Origin of the sequence: Xenorhabdus thuongxuanensis (genome assembly GCF_001908095.1) — a bacterium.
GTDB classification, from domain to species: Bacteria; Pseudomonadota; Gammaproteobacteria; order Enterobacterales; family Enterobacteriaceae; genus Xenorhabdus; species Xenorhabdus thuongxuanensis.
Genome location: NZ_MKGR01000017.1, coordinates 4,515 through 26,919 on the forward strand (window position 1 = coordinate 4,515; position 22,405 = coordinate 26,919).

General features: G+C 41.8%; 19 protein-coding genes. 8 read left to right on the plus strand and 11 right to left on the minus strand.

Annotated features, from left to right (window positions below; translation table 11 throughout):
- Positions 1 to 117: 117 nt before the first annotated feature.
- The 5 genes from Xentx_RS11810 to lolB all read right to left on the minus strand — a co-directional run bounded on the left by Xentx_RS11810 (position 118) and on the right by lolB (position 7,718).
- Positions 118 to 2,100, minus strand: a complete 1,983-nt coding sequence (locus tag Xentx_RS11810; protein ID WP_074020435.1) for an autotransporter outer membrane beta-barrel domain-containing protein — start codon at positions 2,098 to 2,100, stop codon at positions 118 to 120.
- A 258-nt stretch (positions 2,101 to 2,358) separates the two neighbouring features.
- Entirely contained in the window at positions 2,359 to 4,416 is a 2,058-nt protein-coding gene (locus tag Xentx_RS11815; protein ID WP_074020436.1) for an autotransporter domain-containing protein, read from the minus strand.
- 775 nt (positions 4,417 to 5,191) lie between these two features.
- Positions 5,192 to 6,139, minus strand: coding sequence for a ribose-phosphate diphosphokinase (prs, locus tag Xentx_RS11820; protein WP_120211349.1), 948 nt, complete (start codon positions 6,137 to 6,139; stop codon positions 5,192 to 5,194).
- A 59-nt stretch (positions 6,140 to 6,198) separates the two neighbouring features.
- Positions 6,199 to 7,101, minus strand: a complete 903-nt coding sequence (gene ispE, locus Xentx_RS11825; RefSeq protein WP_074020438.1) for a 4-(cytidine 5'-diphospho)-2-C-methyl-D-erythritol kinase — start codon at positions 7,099 to 7,101, stop codon at positions 6,199 to 6,201.
- Positions 7,101 to 7,718 carry a lipoprotein insertase outer membrane protein LolB gene (gene lolB / locus Xentx_RS11830; protein WP_074020439.1) on the minus strand — a complete coding sequence of 206 codons (618 nt, stop codon included), beginning with the start codon at positions 7,716 to 7,718 and terminating at the stop codon, positions 7,101 to 7,103. The genes ispE and lolB overlap by 1 nt, the downstream gene beginning before the upstream one ends.
- A 314-nt stretch (positions 7,719 to 8,032) precedes the next feature.
- On the opposite strand from lolB, the gene hemA reads away from it, so the two are divergent.
- From hemA to kdsA, 5 genes are all read left to right on the plus strand, one after another.
- Entirely contained in the window at positions 8,033 to 9,295 is a 1,263-nt protein-coding gene (gene hemA / locus Xentx_RS11835; protein ID WP_074020440.1) for a glutamyl-tRNA reductase, read from the plus strand.
- 35 nt (positions 9,296 to 9,330) lie between these two features.
- Positions 9,331 to 10,413, plus strand: coding sequence for a peptide chain release factor 1 (gene prfA / locus Xentx_RS11840; protein ID WP_074020441.1), 1,083 nt, complete (start codon positions 9,331 to 9,333; stop codon positions 10,411 to 10,413).
- Entirely contained in the window at positions 10,413 to 11,273 is an 861-nt protein-coding gene (gene prmC, locus Xentx_RS11845; protein ID WP_074020442.1) for a peptide chain release factor N(5)-glutamine methyltransferase, read from the plus strand. The genes prfA and prmC overlap by 1 nt, the downstream gene beginning before the upstream one ends.
- Positions 11,257 to 12,066, plus strand: a complete 810-nt coding sequence (gene sirB1 / locus Xentx_RS11850) for an invasion regulator SirB1 (RefSeq protein WP_074020443.1) — start codon at positions 11,257 to 11,259, stop codon at positions 12,064 to 12,066. Before prmC ends, sirB1 begins: the two co-directional genes overlap by 17 nt.
- An 89-nt stretch (positions 12,067 to 12,155) precedes the next feature.
- Positions 12,156 to 13,010 carry a 3-deoxy-8-phosphooctulonate synthase gene (gene kdsA, locus Xentx_RS11855; protein WP_074020444.1) on the plus strand — a complete coding sequence of 285 codons (855 nt, stop codon included), beginning with the start codon at positions 12,156 to 12,158 and terminating at the stop codon, positions 13,008 to 13,010.
- 63 nt (positions 13,011 to 13,073) lie between these two features.
- Here kdsA and Xentx_RS11860 read toward each other — a convergent pair whose 3' ends face one another.
- The gene (locus Xentx_RS11860) at positions 13,074 to 13,286 is read right to left on the minus strand and encodes a hypothetical protein (protein WP_074020445.1); all 213 of its coding nucleotides are present in this window, start codon (positions 13,284 to 13,286) and stop codon (positions 13,074 to 13,076) included.
- Between the two features lie 79 nt (positions 13,287 to 13,365).
- Complete coding sequence (dauA, locus tag Xentx_RS11865) at positions 13,366 to 15,054, minus strand: C4-dicarboxylic acid transporter DauA (protein WP_074020446.1); 1,689 nt, start codon at positions 15,052 to 15,054, stop codon at positions 13,366 to 13,368.
- Positions 15,055 to 15,313: 259 nt separating this feature from the next.
- Here dauA and Xentx_RS11870 point away from each other — a divergent pair, with 259 nt between their 5' ends.
- Both Xentx_RS11870 and Xentx_RS19595 read left to right on the plus strand, forming a co-directional pair.
- A complete protein-coding gene (locus tag Xentx_RS11870; RefSeq protein ID WP_074020447.1) occupies positions 15,314 to 16,000 on the plus strand; it encodes a helix-turn-helix transcriptional regulator in 687 nt (228 codons plus the stop codon).
- 90 nt (positions 16,001 to 16,090) lie between these two features.
- Positions 16,091 to 16,903 carry a VOC family protein gene (locus Xentx_RS19595; protein WP_244149858.1) on the plus strand — a complete coding sequence of 271 codons (813 nt, stop codon included), beginning with the start codon at positions 16,091 to 16,093 and terminating at the stop codon, positions 16,901 to 16,903.
- A gap of 301 nt (positions 16,904 to 17,204) precedes the next feature.
- Here Xentx_RS19595 and Xentx_RS11880 read toward each other — a convergent pair whose 3' ends face one another.
- Positions 17,205 to 17,801: a hypothetical protein gene (locus Xentx_RS11880; protein ID WP_074020448.1), complete on the minus strand. Its 597-nt coding sequence runs from the start codon at positions 17,799 to 17,801 to the stop codon at positions 17,205 to 17,207.
- A 373-nt stretch (positions 17,802 to 18,174) separates the two neighbouring features.
- Here Xentx_RS11880 and Xentx_RS11885 point away from each other — a divergent pair, with 373 nt between their 5' ends.
- Entirely contained in the window at positions 18,175 to 18,681 is a 507-nt protein-coding gene (locus tag Xentx_RS11885) for a DUF6622 family protein (RefSeq protein WP_074020449.1), read from the plus strand.
- 108 nt (positions 18,682 to 18,789) lie between these two features.
- Here Xentx_RS11885 and Xentx_RS11890 read toward each other — a convergent pair whose 3' ends face one another.
- The 3 genes from Xentx_RS11890 to Xentx_RS11900 all read right to left on the minus strand — a co-directional run bounded on the left by Xentx_RS11890 (position 18,790) and on the right by Xentx_RS11900 (position 22,394).
- Complete coding sequence (locus Xentx_RS11890; RefSeq protein WP_139292487.1) at positions 18,790 to 19,551, minus strand: IclR family transcriptional regulator; 762 nt, start codon at positions 19,549 to 19,551, stop codon at positions 18,790 to 18,792.
- 163 nt (positions 19,552 to 19,714) lie between these two features.
- Positions 19,715 to 21,211, minus strand: a complete 1,497-nt coding sequence (locus Xentx_RS11895; protein WP_074020450.1) for a CoA-acylating methylmalonate-semialdehyde dehydrogenase — start codon at positions 21,209 to 21,211, stop codon at positions 19,715 to 19,717.
- 22 nt (positions 21,212 to 21,233) lie between these two features.
- Positions 21,234 to 22,394, minus strand: coding sequence for an iron-containing alcohol dehydrogenase (locus Xentx_RS11900; protein ID WP_074020451.1), 1,161 nt, complete (start codon positions 22,392 to 22,394; stop codon positions 21,234 to 21,236).
- Positions 22,395 to 22,405 lie beyond the last annotated feature (11 nt).

Below are 22,405 nucleotides of genomic sequence, written 5' to 3' on the forward strand. Positions count from 1 at the left end.
CGTTAAAAGGGATGTGAAGTGAAGGCTCTCAGAGTCTGAACTAGTAACGCCCCTCTGGGGCGAAATCAAAGCCGCCTTCTATGAAGGCGGATTTTTACTTGTTAAATGTTCAATATATTAAAAGTTAACATTGAAACCGAGGTTAAAATAGTAATCATGATTCGGTTCATTATCATTTTTTTCATGTGATACGGCGGCAAATGCGTGAAAGTCATTGGTCAGATTGGTGTTAACACCGACTGTATATTGGACATGATTTTTATTCTGTTTCTCTCCCTGTTGGACGAAACTTGTTTTGGTAGAATTTATCGCACTGCGAAGAGTATAGCGTTCGTCATCGAATTGATGATTGAATAGAATAGAGGCGTAAGGATTGAAACGACCCAGTTTAGTATCTACTCGCCAACCCACCGAGCCAACTCTGGAATGATAGTTTTGATCTGCAAAATGCATGGAGGTGCTGTTGTTACCTGTTTCACGATAACCATCAATATCTCCTTTGTCCCAGGCGTATTGGATGATTGGGCTGGTGGTCAGGTAACGAGTAATTGGAATATCCCAGCCTGCTGTAATCCGCCAACCCCACTGTTTGCCCATTGTTGAACCTGATTCTCTGCGAGTGGCTTGACCGAGCTGGATAGAGCGTGACAGGTTATCGTAATTGGTGCGTGAATAATGAACATCGCCGTTCAGCCATCCGCTGCCATAGTAGTTCCATAGTGTGTAAGCTGTTATGACATGACCAGTAGCAGCATAGTTGAAATTAGGTGTTGCATTTTGTTCATCTTTATAACGTGAAATGGTTGCCCCTAATAGCAAATTATCCGTCAGTTGATAATCGCTACCCAATGTAAGGGTATTATTGTGATTCCCTGTATAACCTCCGAAGATGCCAGCTTTCCCTTTGGTCTGATGATTATTGCGAAGTTGTTGCAGATGACCGTCAAGTGAGCTTAGAGCGGTTGTGGTTGGGGTTCGGTTGATGTGGTTCAATGCCATCACTTGTAAAGGGGCGTAGTAGATCGACATAATGTATTGGCCGATGACTTTGTGTGCGTAAGGTGTTGGGTGAAGGTCATCGGAAAATAAGTAGGATTGGTTTTTATCAAAGCCAGATTCGGAAGAAGAACACTGATTAGCCATTTTACCTTGTGGACAAGTATAACCGAGGGTATTAGCAATACCATAGATGGTTGGATTCTCAATAACTTCCCTTAAGAGATGATTGACATCGGCACGAAGGATATTGCCGTTACTGAGTTGATTCTCTTCGTTTTGGTTATATTCGTCGGAAAATTGGGAAGCAATTTTGCTGGTATTATCATAAGCATCAAGCAATTGACGATAAATTTCTTTCGCTGCTTCTGGATCTTGGGGAGAAGCCCCTTCAGCAATCTTTTTAAAAATTCCCTGGATAATTTTATTTCTGATTTCCGTATTCGGTGTGGGATATTTGTTGATAGCCTCATGAGCTTGTTTCAGAATTTGGGCGATTTTGTCATCAGGTATTTTGCTTTTTTTTAAAGCGCCTTTAAGTACTGCTTCCATAATTTTAGGGGTTGTACCAATATCAGGAACATTGGGTACAATAATTAACCCCGCGCCAGCCTTAATGAGTTGATTGATCTGCGATGCTGCGGATGCAGAACTATCATTGATACGATGTTGCGCTGCTTTTTCATCGCCTTTTTCTAAATCACCCAGAGCGTCCTTTACATCATTGCCTCCTACCCAATGTATGTACACTCCATTCGGATCAGCACGTCCAGAGTGTGCTTGCAAATAATCATTGAGCTGTTTCTTTGTTGGGGGAGCAATATAATCCCAGATAGGATCCCCTGAACCGTTAGCTGTTGCCCCTCCATATGCATAATTGGTTCCGTCTTTTTTAGAGGGCAATAGTTTTTTGCCAGTGAAGTATCGGGCTATATATTCATCATAGAGTTCAGCGTTTTTGCCATCTGTTGTAAATCTTCCGTTATTCCCACCATCACTCAAACTATCCCCAAAAACATATACGTTGTTATAGGCATAAGAATTTGTCGTGAGGTTAACTAATAGTACAGTTGTGGCTGATACTAAGAAGAGTGATTTTTTCATGTAGTTCTCCTGAAAAAACAGCACATTATTTTCATACCAGCCAAAACACCTTGATTTAAAAGGATATTTACTTATTTCTCTTCGGTTAATGGCTGATTCTCTGATTGTTTCAGTTCGATACTACTTCCATCTGCATATACGAAAATTAAACACAATGTTAACGTGCGTATATTAATGCTGAATGATGGTTAAACAAAAACGCAAGACAGTAATTTTGCCTTGCGTTCTTGGGTAAATGTTCCCTCAGAGACGGGTATTTTAGAAACTAGCGTTGATACCCAAACTGAAATTGTAGCTAGGATCTTGGGTATTGCCGTCATTACGGGTTACGGAAGCAAAGCCGCGCAGATTATTGAACAGGTTTGCGTTCACGCCGACAGTATATTGACGCCAGTTAGTGCTCTGCTTGCCACTTTCCTGCACAAAAGAAATTGTGGTGGAGTTAATGGCGCCGCTCAGTTTGTAGCTTGTATCACCAAATTGGTGATTAAACTGAACAGAAGCGTAAGGATTGAAACGGCCTAGTTTAGTATCCACGCGCCAGCCCAGTGTGCCCACTTTAGAGGTGTAGTCTTGATCACCAAAATGCATGGAAGTGCTATTGTTGCCGGCTTCACGGTAACCATCAACTTCACCTTTATCCCAGACATACTGAATGATTGGGCTGGTGGTCAGATAGTGAGTAACTGGAATATCCCAGCCTGCGGTAATGCGTGCTCCCCACTGTTTACCTGTGGTTGAGCCTGTTTCTCTGCGGGTAGCTTCACCAAGCTGGATGGTACGGGTCAGGCTATCATAATTGGTGCGTGAATAATGGACATCGCCACTTAACCAGCCGTTATTATAATAGTTCCACAAAGTATACGCTGTCAGAACATGACCACGGCCGCCATAAGAAAAGTCAGCTATGGGTGAGCGTTCCTCTTTATAGTTAGAGTACATTGCACCCAATAGCAAGTTATCTATTAGCTGATAATCGCTACCCAGTGTAAAGGTTTTATCTTGGTTGCCAGTATAGCCGCCAAAGACGCCGACTTTACCTTGTTCATTGCCGCCGTTACGCAGTTGTTGCAGGTGACCATCAAGGGAAGAAAGGGAACTTTTAACGGCGGCACGGTTGACTTGAGTCAGGGATATTACCTGTAATGGCGCATTATAAATAGAGGTAAGGTATTGGCCCATTATCTTGTGACCCAACGAGGTTGGGTGGAAATGATCAGAGAATAAAAATTCTTTGTCTTTGGTAAATCCTGAGTCGTTGGAGGAACATTTATCAGCGCTTTTACCTTGCTCGCAAGAATAACCTAACGTATTTTGAATGCCATAAATCAGAGGATTGGCGATCACTTCATGCAGCAATCCATTGATATCGGCACGCAAAATATTGCCGTTTCCTTCGCTAATTAGTTTGTCGACTAGCTCATTGTATAGATCAGTGAGTTTTGATGCATCTTCACTTGCCTTATTGTAGGCAGCGAGAAGTTTTTCATATTTTGCTTCTATTTCTTCTTTTGTTTCTTTATCTGAAGATGATTTTTCTATAATTTTTTTCAGTGTACCTTCAATAAGTTGACGGCGGTAATCGCTATTAGGAGTAGGATATGCATTAATACCATCACGAACAGATTTCAACGTGTCATTGATTTTTTGTTCGATGGGTTTTTTTTGATCTTCAGGTAGATTATCATAAACTTCAGGATCTTTAATACCTTTGGATTCTAAGGCTTGGCGAATTATAACTTGACGAAGTAATGTTTCTAAAAATCTAGGAGTAGTGCTCACATCAGGAACGGTTGGAGCAATAACTAAGCCAGCACCTTTTTCGATAAGTTGATTGATTTGATTTGCAGCTGCAGTAGCGCTGGTGATGACAATACCAGCGGCAACTTTTTGACCTTGTAGTGGATCTTTTTCTTTTGAGGCGTCTTCCAAAGCCTTGGCAAGGTCGTTACCACCTACCCAATGAATATAGATGCCGTTAGGATCAGCTTTGCCATTATGGGCATTAAGATATCTATTTACCTGTTCTTGCGTATTAAAACCGTATTTACTGTATTGTTTTAGAGCTGTAGCACCACCTTGGGCATAATTAGTTCCACCATCATTGGATGGAGCTGAATTTGTACCTGTAACCTGTTGGGAAAAAATCTGATGATATAACGGATTTTCTTTTCCATCTGGCATAAATATTCCGTTATTCCCACCATCACTCAAGCTGTCTCCATATTCATAGACTTGACTATAAGCATGAGCATTAGAAATAGCATTGATTGAAAGCGCTAACAGTGCAGGTGTAAATAAAAATGCCTTTTTCATTGGCACTCTCCTTAAAAAGTAGTTTTTGTTATTAATCAACATTTCAACTTTGTAAGGTGTTATTTTTGAACAAAAGAACCCTACAACTCTTCCTCAGTCGAGTTAGAGAAGTCGATATGTTTAATATTGAAATAAACCCATATAGGACAGCTAACTTATTGATAACGGCTGTCTAGCATTAAGTATGGTTCCCTGTTATTGAACTTCCATATGACTTTGCATTTTTTATAGATAATGTGATCTTAAAAGGTTCAGTCCTTAATTGTGTATATAAAATACACAGCCGAAGATTATCTCTTTCATTCCTAAATATTGATAACTTATTCATTAGGATAATTTGTTTTTTTAAAGAAGAAATAATACCTGTTTTCCGATACTGTTGTGTGATGTAAGGAAATAAAACCACCGCCATTAAGCGTGCGACAGGTTAGCAGCAACTATTCAATGACACCAGTATTGTTAGAGTATTTGGAACTGGACGTACCAGATGGATTGGAATGCTTGTGGGACATTAATATTAGATTATATGTCAATTTAGTCGTTTTATTTCATTGGGTGAAATTTACGAAAATTAGGTAACTTTTTGAAAAAATTAATTATTATTAGATTGTTACTATTAATTATATTAATTAAATTAAGATGAAAATATTAGCTAACTATATCAAAAAAACAGAAAACCCCGCTGCTGTAAATACAGCAACGGGGTTTTTCAAGCAATGAGTTATTTAATCATTTGAATAAGTTAGCGCGTAATATTGACGCTAAAACTTAAACATTAATGCTCAAACATCGCAGAGATTGATTCTTCATTGCTGATACGGCGAATAGCTTCAGCAAGCATGCCAGACAGTGTCAAAGTGCGAACTTTATTCAACGCCTTAATCTCATCAGACAGAGGAATTGTGTCACAAACCACAAATTCATCGATCACTGAGTTCTTGATGTTTTCCACTGCATTGCCAGAGAAAATAGGGTGGGTTGCATAAGCAAACACCCGTTTCGCTCCGCGCTCTTTCAATGCCTCAGCCGCTTTGCACAGTGTGCCACCTGTATCGATCATGTCATCTACCAGAACGCAATCACGGCCAGCAACATCACCAATAATATGCATCACTTGAGAAACGTTTGCACGTGGGCGACGTTTATCGATGATAGCCATATCTGTATCGTTTAGCAGCTTGGCAATCGCACGGGCGCGAACAACACCACCGATATCTGGAGAGACAACAATCGGGTTTTCCAGCTCTTTCTGGAGCATATCTTCCAGAAGAATTGGGCTACCAAATACATTATCAACTGGAACATCAAAGAAACCTTGGATCTGCTCGGCGTGTAGGTCAACAGTGAGAACACGGTCTACACCAACGCTGGACAGAAAATCAGCAACAACTTTTGCAGTGATAGGCACACGTGCCGAACGGACACGGCGATCCTGACGGGCATAACCGAAGTAAGGAATAACAGCGGTAATACGACCAGCAGAAGCACGACGTAGCGCATCGACCATAACAACTAATTCCATCAGGTTGTCGTTGGTTGGTGCACAAGTGGACTGGATGATGAAAACATCACCACCGCGGACATTTTCATTGATTTGAACACTGACTTCACCGTCGCTGAAACGACCGACAGCAGCGTCTCCCAAGTTAGTGTACAGGCGGTTGGCAACACGTTGTGCTAGTTCAGGTGTGGCATTACCAGCAAAAAGCTTCATATCGGGCACGAGAAAAACCTCAGGCTTGCGTCCAGAGAGATATTGTTGACCAATTAAACAAATATTGCTCATTGGTTCAATAACATGGGTATCCCAGAGCGGAATGTATGCAATGGAGAAATGTTAACACCACGCGCAACAAATCCCTGCATCCACTCTGGAGTTTCATTTAACACCTTACGGGCCGATGCTTCTGATTCGAACTCGCCGAAAACACATGCACCGGTTCCGGTCAGGCGTGACGGTGCGTATTCTAACAGCCATAAAAGAAGCTGTTCAACCTCACGAAAACGTTTTCTTGCGATTGGTTCACAATCATTTGCAAATGGTGCCTGTAATAATGCGGGTAGAGCGCGAATCGGAGAATTTCTTTTTAATTCAGGATCGGTAAAAATTGTTGGGGTTGATATTTCAATGCCAGGGTGGGCAACCAAAAACCATTTTTCTTCTGGTGAAGCAGGCTGGAGTTTTTCCCCAATGCCTTCGGCAAAAGCAGCATGACCTTTGACAAAGACAGGAACGTCTGCCCCAAGACATACGCCAAGCTGTGCCAATTCATCATCGGACAGATTGGCTTGCCAATGGTGATTGAGGGCAATTAATACCGTTGCAGCATTGGAAGAGCCGCCTCCCAAACCTCCGCCCATCGGCAGACATTTATCAACGCGAATATCGGCTCCCAAGTGTTCGTTGCCGGATTGAGTCACATTGTGATTCTGCAATGTGCGTTTTTGTAATAGATGGTTCTGCAATAATCGGGCTGCCCGCACAATCAAATTGTCATCATGGGCTACGCCTGCAACCGGAGTCAGTAAGTGGATCTGATTATCTTGACGTGGTGCGATGGTGATCTCATCACCATAATCTAAAAATTGGAACAACGTTTGCAGTTTATGGTAGCCATCAGGTCGTTGTCCTGTGATATACAAAAATAAATTCAATTTTGCTGGAGAAGGCCAGGTTAAAATCATTATTGAATCGTCCAATTATCCATCTTTAATTTTATGCGGTTGTTTCCTTGTGTAAGCTCCAGTCGAGTGGGTAAAGCTGGCGTGATCGATGTATCGTATCCTTGATAATTGACTCGCCAAATCTCACCATTTTTTTTGTCACTTACGGATTTAAGCAGGTAATCTGCATCCAACTGAAAATCTTTGGCATTACCAGGCAAACCAATAATCCAACTTCGTAGATTATCCAGAGGAATATTCATATTAGTCAGTTGGTAAATTAAAGATTCAGGCTCATTACTGAGATATTTTTTACCATTATTGTCAGTGAGCTGGATCATATTCGGTTCGACAAATAATTCCAATTCTGTTGTACCCAATGGATTGAGCAGCAATAACTTATAATTGTCAGGCGAATATTGTTGCCAGAAAAATCGGGCGTACACTTTTTTTTCATTTGCCAGATAAGCGAAAGAACCTCGGGTTTGGTAATGCCCTAATTTTTGCAGTTGCTGCTCACGGACATGCCATTGTGGTGTATCCGCTGATCCTGTACCCATAGGGGGTTGCGTGACTGTACAGGCAGTCAGTAAAACACCGGAGAGGGGAAGTAGGCGAAAAAAAACAGACATTTTCATACGGTAACCCTTGGTGATAAGAAAGCTTAGTATTCTGTTGATTATAAAACGCTGTCGGTTATAAATATGGCAATATTTATATGACAACTTAAAGCGTGCTACTCAAGTCTATAATCATAGGGGGTAATTTAGCGAAATTTTGCTGAGAATTCTCAAATAAAATTATCGCAGAACCGCCTGATTGACTTTTATTAAACTGATGCATCAAGTAGAATGCTCGACCAATGAGAGTCCTTATGAAGGGTGTGAGTTTATGAGAATAATTATCGATATCATCATGACTTTACCGCCCGTGATAACTCAATGCAGTTAAGATGACTTTATTAGCACTCGGTATCAACCATAAAACAGCGCCTGTTTCTTTACGTGAGCGGGTGTCTTTTTCTCCTGACACGATAGGATTAGCGCTTGATGACTTGCTCCAGCAGCCACTGGTGCGGGGTGGCGTCGTGTTGTCCACCTGCAACCGTACAGAGCTGTACCTCAGCGTTGAACAGCAGGGTAATTTTAAACAACAGCTAATTCATTGGCTATGTAGATATCATCAGCTTAACCCTGATGATTTGACAGGCAGCCTCTACTGGTATTTAGACAATGAGGCCGTCAGCCATTTGATGCGAGTTGCGAGCGGCTTAGATTCCCTTGTATTGGGAGAACCGCAGATTTTGGGACAGGTGAAAAAGGCTTTCTCTGAGTCGCAAAATTATCAATCTCTGTCGAGTGAATTGGAGCGTTTGTTCCAAAAATCTTTCTCGGTGGCTAAGCGGATCAGAACAGAAACGGAAATTGGCGCAAATGCCGTTTCTGTAGCATTTGCTGCCTGTACACTTGCGCGGCAAATTTTCGAATCCCTTTCCCGACTGAATATCTTGCTGGTGGGAGCAGGGGAAACGATTGAACTGGTTGCCCGTCACTTAAAAGAGCATGGTGTGAATCGCATGATGATCGCCAACCGTACAAAAGAGCGGGCACAGATGCTTGCCAGTGAAGTCAATGCAGAAGTTGTTTCCCTACCCGATATCGATACCCGATTGGCTGAAGCTGATATTGTCATTAGCTCCACCGCCAGTCCATTGCCGATCATTGGCAAAGGTATGGTCGAAAGAGCGTTGAAATTACGTCGCAACCAGCCAATGTTACTGATTGACATTGCCGTTCCTCGTGATATTGAACCGGATGTGGAAAAATTGAGTGATGTTTATCTGTACAGTGTGGATGATTTACAGGCTATCATTCAGCAAAATCTTGCCCAACGTAAAGCAGCGGCAGTTGTTGCGGAAGGTATTGTACAACAAGAAAGCAGCCATTTCATGGATTGGTTGCGTTCTCAAGGCGCTGTTAATACAATTCGCGAATATCGAGAGCAGGCAGAGAAAATTAGGGCTGAGATGACAGCAAAAGCATTGATGTCCATAAGGCAGGGCGCTGATGCTGAACAGATCATTAACCAATTGACCTACCAGTTGACGAATCGTCTGATCCATACACCGACTAAATCTCTCCAACAGGCTGCCAGCGATGGCGATTTGGAACGCCTGAATCTATTACGGGACAGCCTTGGGCTGGATCATAACTAACCTAACCCTATTCTAAATAAGGTCTGATATTACGAATGAAGCCTTCTATTGTCGCTAAATTGGAAGCATTACAAGAACGCCATGAAGAAGTTTTGGCTCACCTCGGTGATGCTGAAGTTATTGCTGATCAAGAGCGTTTTCGCGCGTTATCAAAGGAATATGCTCAACTGACCGATGTGACTAACTGTTTTAAAGCCTGGAAAAGTGTTCAGGATGATATTGAAACAGCCGAGATGATGCTTGATGATCCCGAAATGCGGGAAATGGCGCAGGAAGAACTCAAAAACGCAAAAATTCGTAATGAAGAGCTGGAACAGCAACTGCAATTGCTGTTATTACCAAAAGATCCGGATGATGAGCGCAACTGTTTTCTTGAAGTTCGTGCCGGAACGGGGGGGGATGAAGCTGCGATATTTGCCGGAGATTTATTCCGCATGTATAGCCGTTATGCAGAGTCCCGCCGTTGGAAAGTTGAGATCATGAGTGCCAATGAAGGTGAACATGGTGGATATAAAGAAGTGATTGCCAAAATTTCTGGTGAACAAGTTTATGGTCACCTGAAATTTGAGTCGGGTGGTCACCGTGTTCAGCGTGTACCGGAGACTGAATCTCAAGGGCGTATTCACACTTCTGCTTGCACAGTTGCCATTTTGCCGGAAATCCCAGAAGCGGAATTACCGGAAATCAGTTCAAGTGACCTGAAAATTGATACTTATCGTTCTTCCGGTGCGGGCGGACAGCACGTCAACACCACTGACTCCGCAATTCGCATTACTCACTTGCCAACAGGTATTGTTGTGGAGTGTCAGGATGAGCGTTCTCAGCATAAGAACAAAGCAAAAGCCATGTCTGTGCTTGCTGCACGTATTCGTGCCGCTGAGATGCGAAAGCGTCAGGAAGCCGAGGCCTCTGAACGCCGCAATTTGCTGGGCTCCGGTGACCGTTCAGATCGCAACCGCACCTATAATTTCCCACAGGGACGGGTTACTGATCACCGTATCAACCTAACGTTATACCGCCTTGAGGAGGTAATGGAAGGCAAACTGGATATGCTTATCCAGCCCATCATTACTGAATATCAGGCAGACCAATTATCCGCATTGTCAGAGCAGGATTGATGAATTATCAACATTGGCTCCGACATGCAGCTATGCAGTTGACTGAAAGTGATAGCCCTAAGCGTGATGCAGAAATCCTGTTGCAACACGTCACAGGGCGTTCCCGCACTTATTTAATTGCATTTAATGAAACCCCTATTTCCCCAGAGGAAGCTAGCCAGCTTGATGCCTTGCTGGCTCGTCGTATTCAGGGTGAACCGATTGCTTATATTGTGGGAGAGCGTGAATTTTGGTCGTTATCTCTTACTGTATCACCAGCAACTTTAATCCCACGCCCTGATACGGAATGCTTGGTTGAAAAAGCCCTCGAACTATTGCCTGATTTGTCGGCACAAATTCTGGATCTCGGCACGGGGACAGGGGCAATTGCATTGGCGCTGGCAAGTGAGCGGCATGATTGTCATGTGACTGGGGTGGATATCAATCCTGATGCAGTAGCATTGGCAAAACATAATGCTGCAAGAAACGCGGAAAAACTGTCCGTTCACAATGTGAATTTTCTGCAAAGTGAATGGTTTTCTGCGGTTGGGGAAAGACAATTTGATATGATTGTTAGTAATCCTCCCTATATTGATGAGCTTGACCCTCATTTGCGCGAAGGAGATGTCAGGTTTGAACCAGCCACTGCATTGATCGCTGCACAAAATGGTATAGCAGATTTGCAGACAATTATAGCGCAGGCTCGCCACTTCCTGTTGCCAAACGGATGGCTATTATTGGAACATGGCTGGAAACAGGGAATCGTTGTCAGAAACCTATTTTTGGAAAAAGGTTATCAACAGATAGCCACTTTTCAGGATTATGGTGGTAACGAACGTATCACGGTAGGTCAATGGAATAAAGATGAAAACCATAGTTAATTATGAATTCAATAATGCTTCCCTGATAGATGGTATTATTCTGGTAACACGAGCCATTCGTCCTGATTTCCCCCAAACAACAGTGACTGAGCAATTAACGGCATTGGTTGACGAAGCTCGACAAAAACTTTCCTCTATTACTGACACTAAAGCAAAATTACAAGCGCTATTGACGCTTTTTTATCGAAAATGGAAATTTGGTGGAGCGAATGGGGTGTATTGTTTGTCTGATACCCTGTGGTTGGATGGTGTATTACGTTCGCACCAAGGCGCACCCGTAACATTGGGAACGGTGTTTGCACATATTGCTCAGGTGCTGGCATTGCCTGTACAGCCTGTTATATTCCCGACACAGCTAATTTTGCGGGTTGATTTGGCTGATGAGCCGACATGGTTTATTAACCCGATGAATGGCGATACGCTTAACGAACATATCCTTGATGTCTGGTTGAAAGGCAATATTGGCCCAACGGTTAGTTTGGAAAATAAAGACTTACAGGAAGCTGATAATATCAGTATTGTGCGAAAAATCACCGATATCATCAAAATTTCCTTGATGGAAGAGAAAAAAATGGAGTTGGCGTTAAGAGCCAGCGAAGTCGTGCTGATGTTCGATCCTGATGATCCGTATGAAATTCGCGACCGAGGGCTGATTTATGCGCAGCTCGATTGCAATCACATTGCTGTTTCAGATTTGAGTTATTTCGTGGAACATTGCCCTGAGGACCCGATTTCAGAAATGATAAAAATGCAGATTAACTCCATTGATCAGAGAGCAATCATCCTCCATTAGAGGCGTTATAAAGCGGTATTTCTCTGCTTTTTATTTATTTTTTATGAATACAGCAAATTTATTTGCCCTTAACAAGAGAAGGTATAAACATGCAACAAAAAGTGGTTAATATTGGTGACATCAAGGTCGCAAATGATCTGCCTTTTGTACTGTTTGGTGGTATGAATGTCCTTGAGTCACGGGATTTGGCCATGCGTATTTGTGAACACTATGTGGCTGTAACGCAAAAACTGGGCATTCCTTATGTTTTTAAGGCGTCTTTTGATAAGGCTAACCGTTCTTCGATCCACTCCTATCGCGGGCCTGGTCTGGAAGAAGGAATGAAAATCTTTCAAGAGCTGAAGCAGACTTTTGGCGTGAAGATCATCACTGATGTACATGAACCCGCGCAAGCCCAAGTTGTTGCAGATGTGGTTGATGTCATCCAGCTTCCCGCTTTCCTGGCTCGCCAGACTGATCTGGTTGAAGCGATGGCAAAAACTAACGCAGTTATCAATGTCAAAAAACCTCAGTTTGTTAGCCCAGGGCAGATGGGAAATATCGTTGACAAATTTAAAGAAGGTGGCAACGATCAGGTAATACTGTGTGACCGTGGCAGTAATTTTGGTTACGACAATCTGGTCGTCGATATGTTGGGCTTTGGTGTCATGAAACAGGCAACCAATGGCTCACCAGTGATTTTTGACGTCACTCACTCATTGCAATGCCGTGATCCATTTGGTGCAGCTTCCGGCGGTCGCCGTGCGCAAGTGTCAGAGTTGGCACGTGCTGGTATGGCGGTAGGAATTGCCGGTTTGTTCCTTGAAGCCCATCCTGATCCAGAAAATGCAAAATGTGATGGCCCATCAGCATTACCATTGGCAAAACTGGAGCCATTCCTGATGCAGATGAAAGCCATTGATGATGTAGTGAAAAGTTTCCCAGAGCTGGATACCAGCAAATAATCACGGGATCTATTTGTTTTTTTGATAATACGGTTACAGACATTTTGTCCTGTAACCGCTGATTTACGCATTATCTTTAATAAATAATCTCTTACCAGGAAAGTCAATTAATACTGCATATTGATTGAAGAAGTTATTTCCAATTAATCCATCCGCATTTAAATGATTAAAATCTCCATCAACCAGTAGTGAATTCAGTTTTATTTTTTTAGCGCCTATCTCATTAAGTTGAAATGTCGATACAATGCATTTTTCCTTGTCCAGATCTTTTCTCAAAGCCTTATCTTGAATTTTGCAATAACGATAAGAATTTTAGACCAAAAAAGCATCTAATATTCTTATCTGGAGATTTAGGTTAATCTATTTCTTCCAGTGCCTTGGATAAAGTGGCATAAAAGCTTAATTGCCCTTTAATTGGTTCGACTTTGGCTCGTGCCAGCGTTTTCAAGGGCTGGAAGGAGATATCGCACACAACGATATGTTTCTCTTTTCCCATCTCTCGGACAAATCCTTGAAAAGCATGTAGCCCGCCTGCATCCAGCACCGGAACAGCATCCCACTGCATAATAATGGTGTGATAATTGGTTCCTTGTTCTTTCAGTTCAGCAAAAATACGTTCTGCGGCTGCGAAAAAAAGAGGACCATTAATTCGCACAACCAACAAACCTGTATCATGGTTTGTTGCAGGAGAAATGCTGATTCGGGTCATATTGGCAATTTTGCGCATAAACAGCAGTGAAGCCAGCACAATGCCTATTGTGATTGCCACCACCATATCAAACAGAACGGTTAATGACATACACAGCAACATGACAATGATATCGTCTTTGGGGGCACGGCGGATGAGGTCTATGACCTTATGGGCTTCACTCATATTCCACGCCACAATTAACAAAATGGCTGACATAGCGGCAAGCGGTAAATAAGAAAGCATTGGGGCAAGAACCAGCAGCGCCAACAATACCAGCAGGGAGTGAACGACAGCGGCAATTGGTGAGGTTGCACCTGCCCGCACATTGGCGGCTGAACGAGCGATAGCCGCAGTTGCGGTGATCCCACCAAAGAAAGGAGCGACAATATTACCCATTCCTTGGCCGATCAATTCACTGTTGGAATGATGTTTTTTTCCGGTCATGCCATCCAGAATAACGGCGCACAACAGGGATTCAATTGCTCCTAACATTGCCATAGAAAATGCAGCGGGCAGTAATGCTGATACTGTATTCCAGCTAATATCAAGAGAGTGAGTATCAGGCAATTGCCATGGCAGGATAAATTGGGGAAGAATAGGGGGAATACCTTGGCCTTGTGTACCATCTTCCAGCGTATAGCTAAATGACGAACCAATTGTTGCCACATCATGGCCTAACAGATGTATGATCCCCATGATACCTGTACCAGCCACCAACGCCGGTAAGTGACCGGGTAACTTTAACCCTAGTTTTGGCCAGAGAATCAATACCAGCAGTGTTGTTAAACCGATGAGAGTATCGCTGAGTTGTAATGAAGGAAACGCTTGGGAGAGGGCAATCACCTTATTAATATAATTTTCTGGCACATGGTCTAGTTTCAGGCCGAAAAAATTTTGTACTTGCATGGTCGCGATAGTAATAGCAATACCCGAAGTGAATCCAAGCGTAACAGACAGTGGAATGTACTCAATCAATCGGCCAAATCTCGCTAATCCCATGATAAGCAAAATAATGCCAGACATGAGCGTGGCGATAAGAAGGCCACTGAGGCCAAATTGCTGTGATACAGGATAGAGTATCACCACAAAAGCTGCCGTTGGGCCGGAAACGCTATAGCGTGATCCTCCTGTCACAGCAATAATAATACCAGCAATAGCCGCAGTATACAGGCCATATTGTGGTGCCACACCACTGCCGATTGCCAGAGCCATTGCCAGTGGGATAGCAATGATTCCCACGGTGATCCCGGCAATCATGTCTTTGATAAGACGGTGAAAAGAGTAAGTTTCTTTCCAACAAGCGTCGATAAGCGCACTAAAAGGACGTATTCCCTTAATTTTACGAGTATTCATTTAATTAAGAACCAAAAAATAGGATAGCAAAAGATGAGCTGAAAAAAGTAATGCCAGCATATCGCTTTTATCAGCTCAGAAAAGTGTTACATGTCAAAAAGTTAACTAACTCGTCTCTTTTACCTTGAGTGAGACATCGCAATGTCCAGAATTGGTGCCAGTAATAGATTTACTGCTGTTATACAGTTTAAAAGCAATTATGAAATAATGATAATGCAGTTTAGATGAATCAATTGGTTAACATTAAGGATATGATAAATTGTCTAGAGCACAACGTTTGTTAACTTTGATGGAAATATTACGCAGTTATCACTTTCCCGTGCAGGGCAAGGTATTGGCGCAGAAATTGAACATTAGCTTAAGGACTCTCTATCGGGATATTGCGACCTTACAGGTTCAAGGTGCAAGTATAGAGGGAGAAACGGGTATAGGCTATGTCTTACGGCCAGGATTTGTTTTACCACCGTTGATGTTAACGCAAAATGAAATAGAAGCCTTAGCATTAGGGGTTAGTTGGGTGGCAAAACGCGCTGATTCACAATTAAAAACATCCGCAAATAGTGCGATTAATAAAATTGCAGCAGTTATCCCAACAGAACTCAAACAATATCTTGAGACGAATTCATTATTAATTGGGCCTGCTGCTACGAAAATTGAACCTTCCACTGATATCCCGCAAATACGGCAAGCGATCAGTAATCGGCATAAAATCACTTTCACTTATTTAGATCTGAAAAACAATCAATCGACAAGAACAATATGGCCATTTGCATTGGGATATTTTGAGAATATCAGTATTGTTATTGGTTGGTGTGAATTAAGAAAAACATTTCGCCATTTCAGGTCGGATAGAATGAGCTATTTGAAGATAGAACAACAGTGTTATCCCCGTTCAAGACAGTCGTTACTTAAAGAATGGCGGGAAATGGAAAAAATAGCGCATTAACTAAACTACTGACAAAAACTGTCACACGGGTTTGTTATCTTGAGGATTCTTAATGTACTGAACCTGCTATCTGACTGTTGGAGTTTTTTTATGCTAACCCTAACTTTTTCTACATCGGTAAATGCAAAGCCATCCCAGATTTGGGCCCACTATATTGATTTTAATTTGCGAAAAAAATGGGAAGTTGATCTTGAATATTTTGAATTTGAAGGTGAAGTGAAAACAGGGCAATACGGCAGAATGGTATTGAGTGGTATGCCGGAAATTCGTTTTTATCTTGCAAATATTGAAGTCAATAAAGAATTCACTGATCAAGTCAATTTGTCACAAATGGGAGTGTTAACTTTCTGTCACCAAATTTTGATTGGCGAAAATAATATGGCACATGGCATTCAGGTGAGCGTTTCTTTTGAGCCTGAAAACCAACTTTCTGATGCCCAAGCGGTAAGTTTTTTTAAACAAGTGACGCAGGATCTGGTCGAGACACTCTCAAGGCTTAAAGCTGTGGTTGAAAAAACTGAGACAGAAAAACTTGTTTCTGTTGTTAAGCCTAATCTTCAACTGATTTACGTTTCTGATATAGAGCGCTCTACAGCCTTTTATGCAACTATTTTTAATGCTGAACCAATTTTTTCCAGCCCGCGTTACGTCGCATTTACTGTAGGTAAAGAAATTATTTTTGCTATTTGGAGCGGAGGAACGAAGCCAGACAACACAGTGCCACGGTTTTCAGAAATTGGTATTATGCTACCAACTTGCGAAGAGGTTGATCAGCTCTTTGAGAAATGGCAACAAAATCCAAACATTGAAATTCAGCAGGAACCCTATACTGACGTTTTTGGTCGCACTTTCCTCGTGAAAGATCCTGATGGCCATATGATCCGAGTTTGTCCTTTGGATTAAGAAAAATGAAGGAGATAATGTTCTGATTAAGCTATCCGTAAGATCACTTGTGAATTAATGGCAGTGTGGGATGGATAAGGATAGCTTAGTGTCACGCATTCACTTAACTGAGTTAGCTTGCTCAAGTCACTTATACTTATATATTAAATATTCTTTTTACTGGTCATTCTCCTCATGAAGAAAAACTTGAGTTATTAATGCCATTTTTGAAGGAGTTTTTATCGCATTAGTATCAGATGTGTAAATTTATCATGCCTGAGAGCTATGATTACATTTCCTTGACAAGAAAATTAATTATGTCTCAGGCATGTTTATTTTTTAACTTGTTAATTATTACAGATAGCGCTCTTTTTCGGATAAATCCACTGGCTGGCCTAATTATAAACCAGTAGAAAGTAAATTTTTTCTTGACATTATCATTGGGGAAAAAAATGAATGTTTCGGTCACTAGTGAATGGTAGCCATTAAGATGTTCCCTGACTAAAAAGCGTAGCACCAATTTGGCTGATTTATGATCATCAAAGTTAATAAATGATTCTAGATCAGATTGGTGTATGATACCTAAATCCGCTTGCCAAAACCTGCCAGTTAATCCCATTGATATTTCATGGCTATTTTCATTAAGTGGGGTAAAGGTTTTTAAGCCAAATTCTTGGTTATTGTTTGTTCTTCCTAATTTATTAAGCAAATGGGTTGGCACATTTCTGATTTTGGACAAAGTCTTAATAAAGAAATCATCGGACATTTCAAAGTCTTTTACAGCTTGGATTATTTCTTTCGCTGGTACCTTTATAGATTCTGATTCATGGATTTCATGAAAATGAAAACAAGGGAGAAAGGGGGTTGGATGCTTCCATGTCTTATATTCTTTACTATTGACTATTCCTAAAAATGTCACTGCTTATCCCCTATATTATGATTAAAAATGGGAGGTTAATGAAAATTTGGTGTGAAATAGAATTGTATTTTACCAAATATATGGTTTGTTATTGAACATAATACTATTTCAGTATTATAGGTTTCTAACGAAATAATTTTCCTATCCCAAGTGTTTTTGAGTTTGGTAATAGCTAAATGCAACTTGTTTATCTTTGGTATTATTTCAGATTGTTACTTTTAACTTTGCATGTCATTATCAACTGATACTGACATCATGACTCAGTCCATATCATATTAATAATCGTGAGTTTAATGGTGAATAAATATGAAGGATGGACTATTTTATTTAAAATGTAAAGGGCTTAATGCTCAATGTAAGAAAGGTGAATGATATGTCAATTTTAGCCATTATTAAAGGTACTCCTATCTGGGTTTGGATTTTATTGGCTTTTCTGATTAAACGGGGTATCAATGCGTTATATGACAGGGAAATGCGCATTGATCGACTGTTTTTTATGCCAGTTTTGTTTTTAATATGGGCTGTTTACAGCGTGTTAAATGAAACAACATTTCCAAATTCGGCATTCCTGGCGCTTATTGTAGGTATCCTTGTGGGTGGGGTTATCGGATGGGGCTTATGGCGTAGCCAACCAAGATTAAGAAAGGGTAATGAAAATGGCTTAATCATTCGCTCAGGAACTCCTTTGACTTTAAGTCTTATTCTCACTGTTTTTATAGTGAAGTTTATTATTTCTGCCATCATGAGTATTCACTCTAATTTGTTATATTCGTACAATTTTAATTTACTATTTGGTTTTATTTGTGGCTTATCGGATGGTGTCTTTTGGGGTGGAACGCTTAATTTATTTATTCCTTATTATAAGAATAAAAAGGAATAAAATAGTTTGTGGGTGGAGGAGAGAGAAATATAAGCTGAAGATATCCTCCATTAGATTATTGAAGATTTGTCTGACGATCGAGGCAACGTAAAAACTTGCCAATAACAATTAACAGTGCTCAAGCTTGCTGAGAGCTTGTGCCGCCTGACGCATAGGAGTAGCAAACTGCAATAAAGATTCCAATGAAATACGAATAGAAGGAGCATGAACATAAACACAGGCAATCAATCGATTTTTTTGATCTTTAACGGGAACAGAACAGGCAACCATGCCGTCAATGAACTCTTCATTATCAGTACTGAGCTGTGTTTGTGCTATTTTGTTTAGCTCATAATTTAAATCGAAAAGATCGGTAATCGTATTGCGAGTCATTTTATGGATGGGAAGAGTTTGAAGCAGATTTTCACGTTTTGCCATAGGTAAGTTAGCCAGATAAAGCTTACCGCTGGCCGTACACCAAAGGGGAGTTTGGCTACCTTCTGGTAGGTTAATCTGTAGTGGCCAATTGGCTTGAACACGTTCGTAATAGAGCATTTCCAAACCGTTAGGGACAGAGATACCACAGGTTTCATTCACTTCGTTAGCGAGTGTTTTTAATATCATCTTCCTTCCAGATTTAAAACGGGGGCTGTTCCACACTCCCTGTGAAATACGGAATAGCCGATTACCCGGTTCCCAAAGCCCTCCCAGACTCATCTGTAGATAACCATCTTGTTTCAGTTGGGCTAGCAAGCGGTGCACTGTCGGCTGAGGGATCGCTAAATCACGTGCAATATCTGATGGCGATAAAGGGGCATCTGATTGTGAAATATGTTCGATAATGGTCAGCATTCGCGTCGCAGCGGAGCTTTTATCACGATGGTTACTCAAGGCTCTGTTTATCCATTGCAAAGAAAATGATATTCATGTTGGCATTAACTTTGGAATGAATCAATGCTGATGCTTTCCAATATAACCGGCTGAGTAAAAAACAAAACAGAGTGGAGTAGAAAAAATGCCCTGCATTAACAGAGCATTGTGGGGAAAATCATGATCATTTCATTGTTGGCATTGAAAATTCTGCACCTTCACGCAGGTTAGCGGATGGCCAGCGTTGCGTGATAGTTTTACGACGAGTATAGAACCGCACACCATCAGGGCCATAGGCGTGGAGATCACCAAACAATGAGTTTTTCCAGCCGCCAAAGCTATGGTAAGAAACCGGTACGGGCAACGGGATATTGATCCCAACCATACCAACCTGAATGTGATCGGCAAAATAGTTAGCGGCTTCTCCATCACGTGTATAGATACATGTACCGTTGCCATATTCGTGTTCATCGATAACATCCATTGCTTCCTGCATGGTTTTAACGCGAACAACTTGTAAAACGGGGCCAAAGATTTCTGCTTGGTAGCTATCCATAGTTGTGGTGACATTGTCAATCAATGTGGCACCGACAAAGAAGCCATTTTCGTAGCCAGAAACTTTTATGTTACGACCATCAACTAAAATTTTGGCACCTTGTTGTTCGGCACTTGTAATGTAACCGCATATTTTTTGCTGATGCTCGCGGGTAATGACGGGGCCAAAATCATTATTTTTATCACTATAAACTCCTATGGTCAGAGATTTCATGCGTTCTTGCAGCTTAGTGACTAGCTGATCGGCAATTTCATCACCGATCGCAACTGCAACAGACAGTGCCATACAACGTTCACCTGATGAACCAAATGCAGCTCCTAGAAGTGAATTGACCACATTCTCCATATCGGCATCTGGCATGACGATAGCGTGATTTTTGGCTCCGCCAAGTGCCTGGCAACGTTTGCCGTTGGCTGTAGCAGTCGTGTAGATATACTGCGCGACAGGAGTTGATCCCACAAAACTGACTGCTTTTACCCGTTTGTCAGTTAATAGTGTATCCACGACTTCTTTGTCACCATTGACGATGTTAAATACCCCATCGGGTAACCCTGCTTTTTTTAATAGTTGACCAATATACAGCGTGGCACTTGGATCACGTTCTGATGGTTTCAGTACAAAAGTATTACCACAAACCAATGCGAGAGGGTACATCCACAAAGGAACCATCGCCGGAAAGTTAAATGGAGTGATCCCTGCAACAACCCCCAATGGCTGAAAGTCGCTCCAGGCGTTGATTCCAGGCCCTATATTTTTACTAAATTCTCCCTTTAAAATTTCAGGTGCTCCACAGGCATACTCAACGTTTTCTATACCACGTTGAAGTTCACCTGTTGCATCATGAATAATCTTGCCATGTTCCTGACCAATCAAACGGCAAATTTCATCAGTATGCTCTTCAAGCAGTTGCTTATAACGGAACATAATACGTGCTCGCTTTATTGGTGGAGTGTCACGCCATGCAGGAAAAGCCGCTTGTGCTGCCGCAATTGCTTCTTCAACGATGGCTTTGGGGGCAATAGCAGCCTGACGGATGACTTCGCCAGTTGCAGGATTATAAATGTCCTGTAAACGTGAATGGATATCAATCACCTTACCGTTAATAAAATGTCCTACGATATTCATGACCTTTTCTCCAGTAAATCAGTCAGTAATTCCACAATTGTTTATAAATGGTTATCATGTCCTCAATAGTTGGGATCCGTGGGTTATTACTCGGTGATCCAGATGCTTCCGCTTGCTTTGCCATTGTTTCCACAACCTCAAAAAAGCGCGTTTTGTCAATGCCAAATTGTTCTGGTGTCGGCACGGAAAGATCTTCATTTAAATCAACTAAAGTCGTTAGTAATTTTTTACAAGCTACATTGTCACTGTCTGTTGGTTTTGCAAAGGTTAGTGCGCGTGCACATTCGGCATAACGCTCTTTGGCTGCCTCTAAAGAGAAGTGGGTGACAGCGGGAAGCAACATGGCGTTAGATAACCCATGTGGAACATGGAAGAAGGCACCAATAGGGCGGCTCATGCCGTGCACTAGTGCAACAGATGCGTTAGAGAATGCAATACCTGCAAGGGTTGAACCTAGCATCATCGCTTCACGAGCAACTTTATTATTGCCATCGTGATATACCTTGCGCAAGTTAGGGCCGATGAGTTTCATGGCTGCAATAGCCTGACTATCTGAATAGGGATTAGCCTTCCGGCTCACATAAGCTTCAATAGCATGAGTCATCGCATCAATGCCAGTATCTGCTGTAGTCCGTGCCGGAACACTGATAGTCAGCTCATAGTCGATAATCGCAGCAATTGGCATGAATCCCGCCCCCATGCAAAGTAATTTTTCATCAGTTTTTTCATCAGTAATAATTGTGACGCGAGTACATTCTGATCCTGTTCCCGCAGTAGTGGGAATGGCAATGATAGGAAGTCCTAGTTCATTAAATTGGCGAGGGAAACGGTATTCATTGATTGTACCGCCAAATTTACCAATCACAGCAATGGCTTTTGCGCTGTCAATCGGGCTTCCGCCACCAAGTGCAATAACTGCATCAAACCGATCACTTTTCACTTTCTTAATTCCTGCCTGAATAGAGGCCGCAGTGGGTTCTGGTACTGTGTCAGCATAGACATCACTTTCAATTCTTGCTCTTTGCAGGATAGATTGCAGTTTATCTAAATAACCTAGCTGAACCATCACCTTGTCTGTCACAATCAGGGGTTTTTTACTGTTAACACTTTGCAGAATCTGTGGAAGACTGATGATAGCCCCACCACCTACTTCCATAATGCGAGGCAACATGATAGTGGACATATATAGCTCCT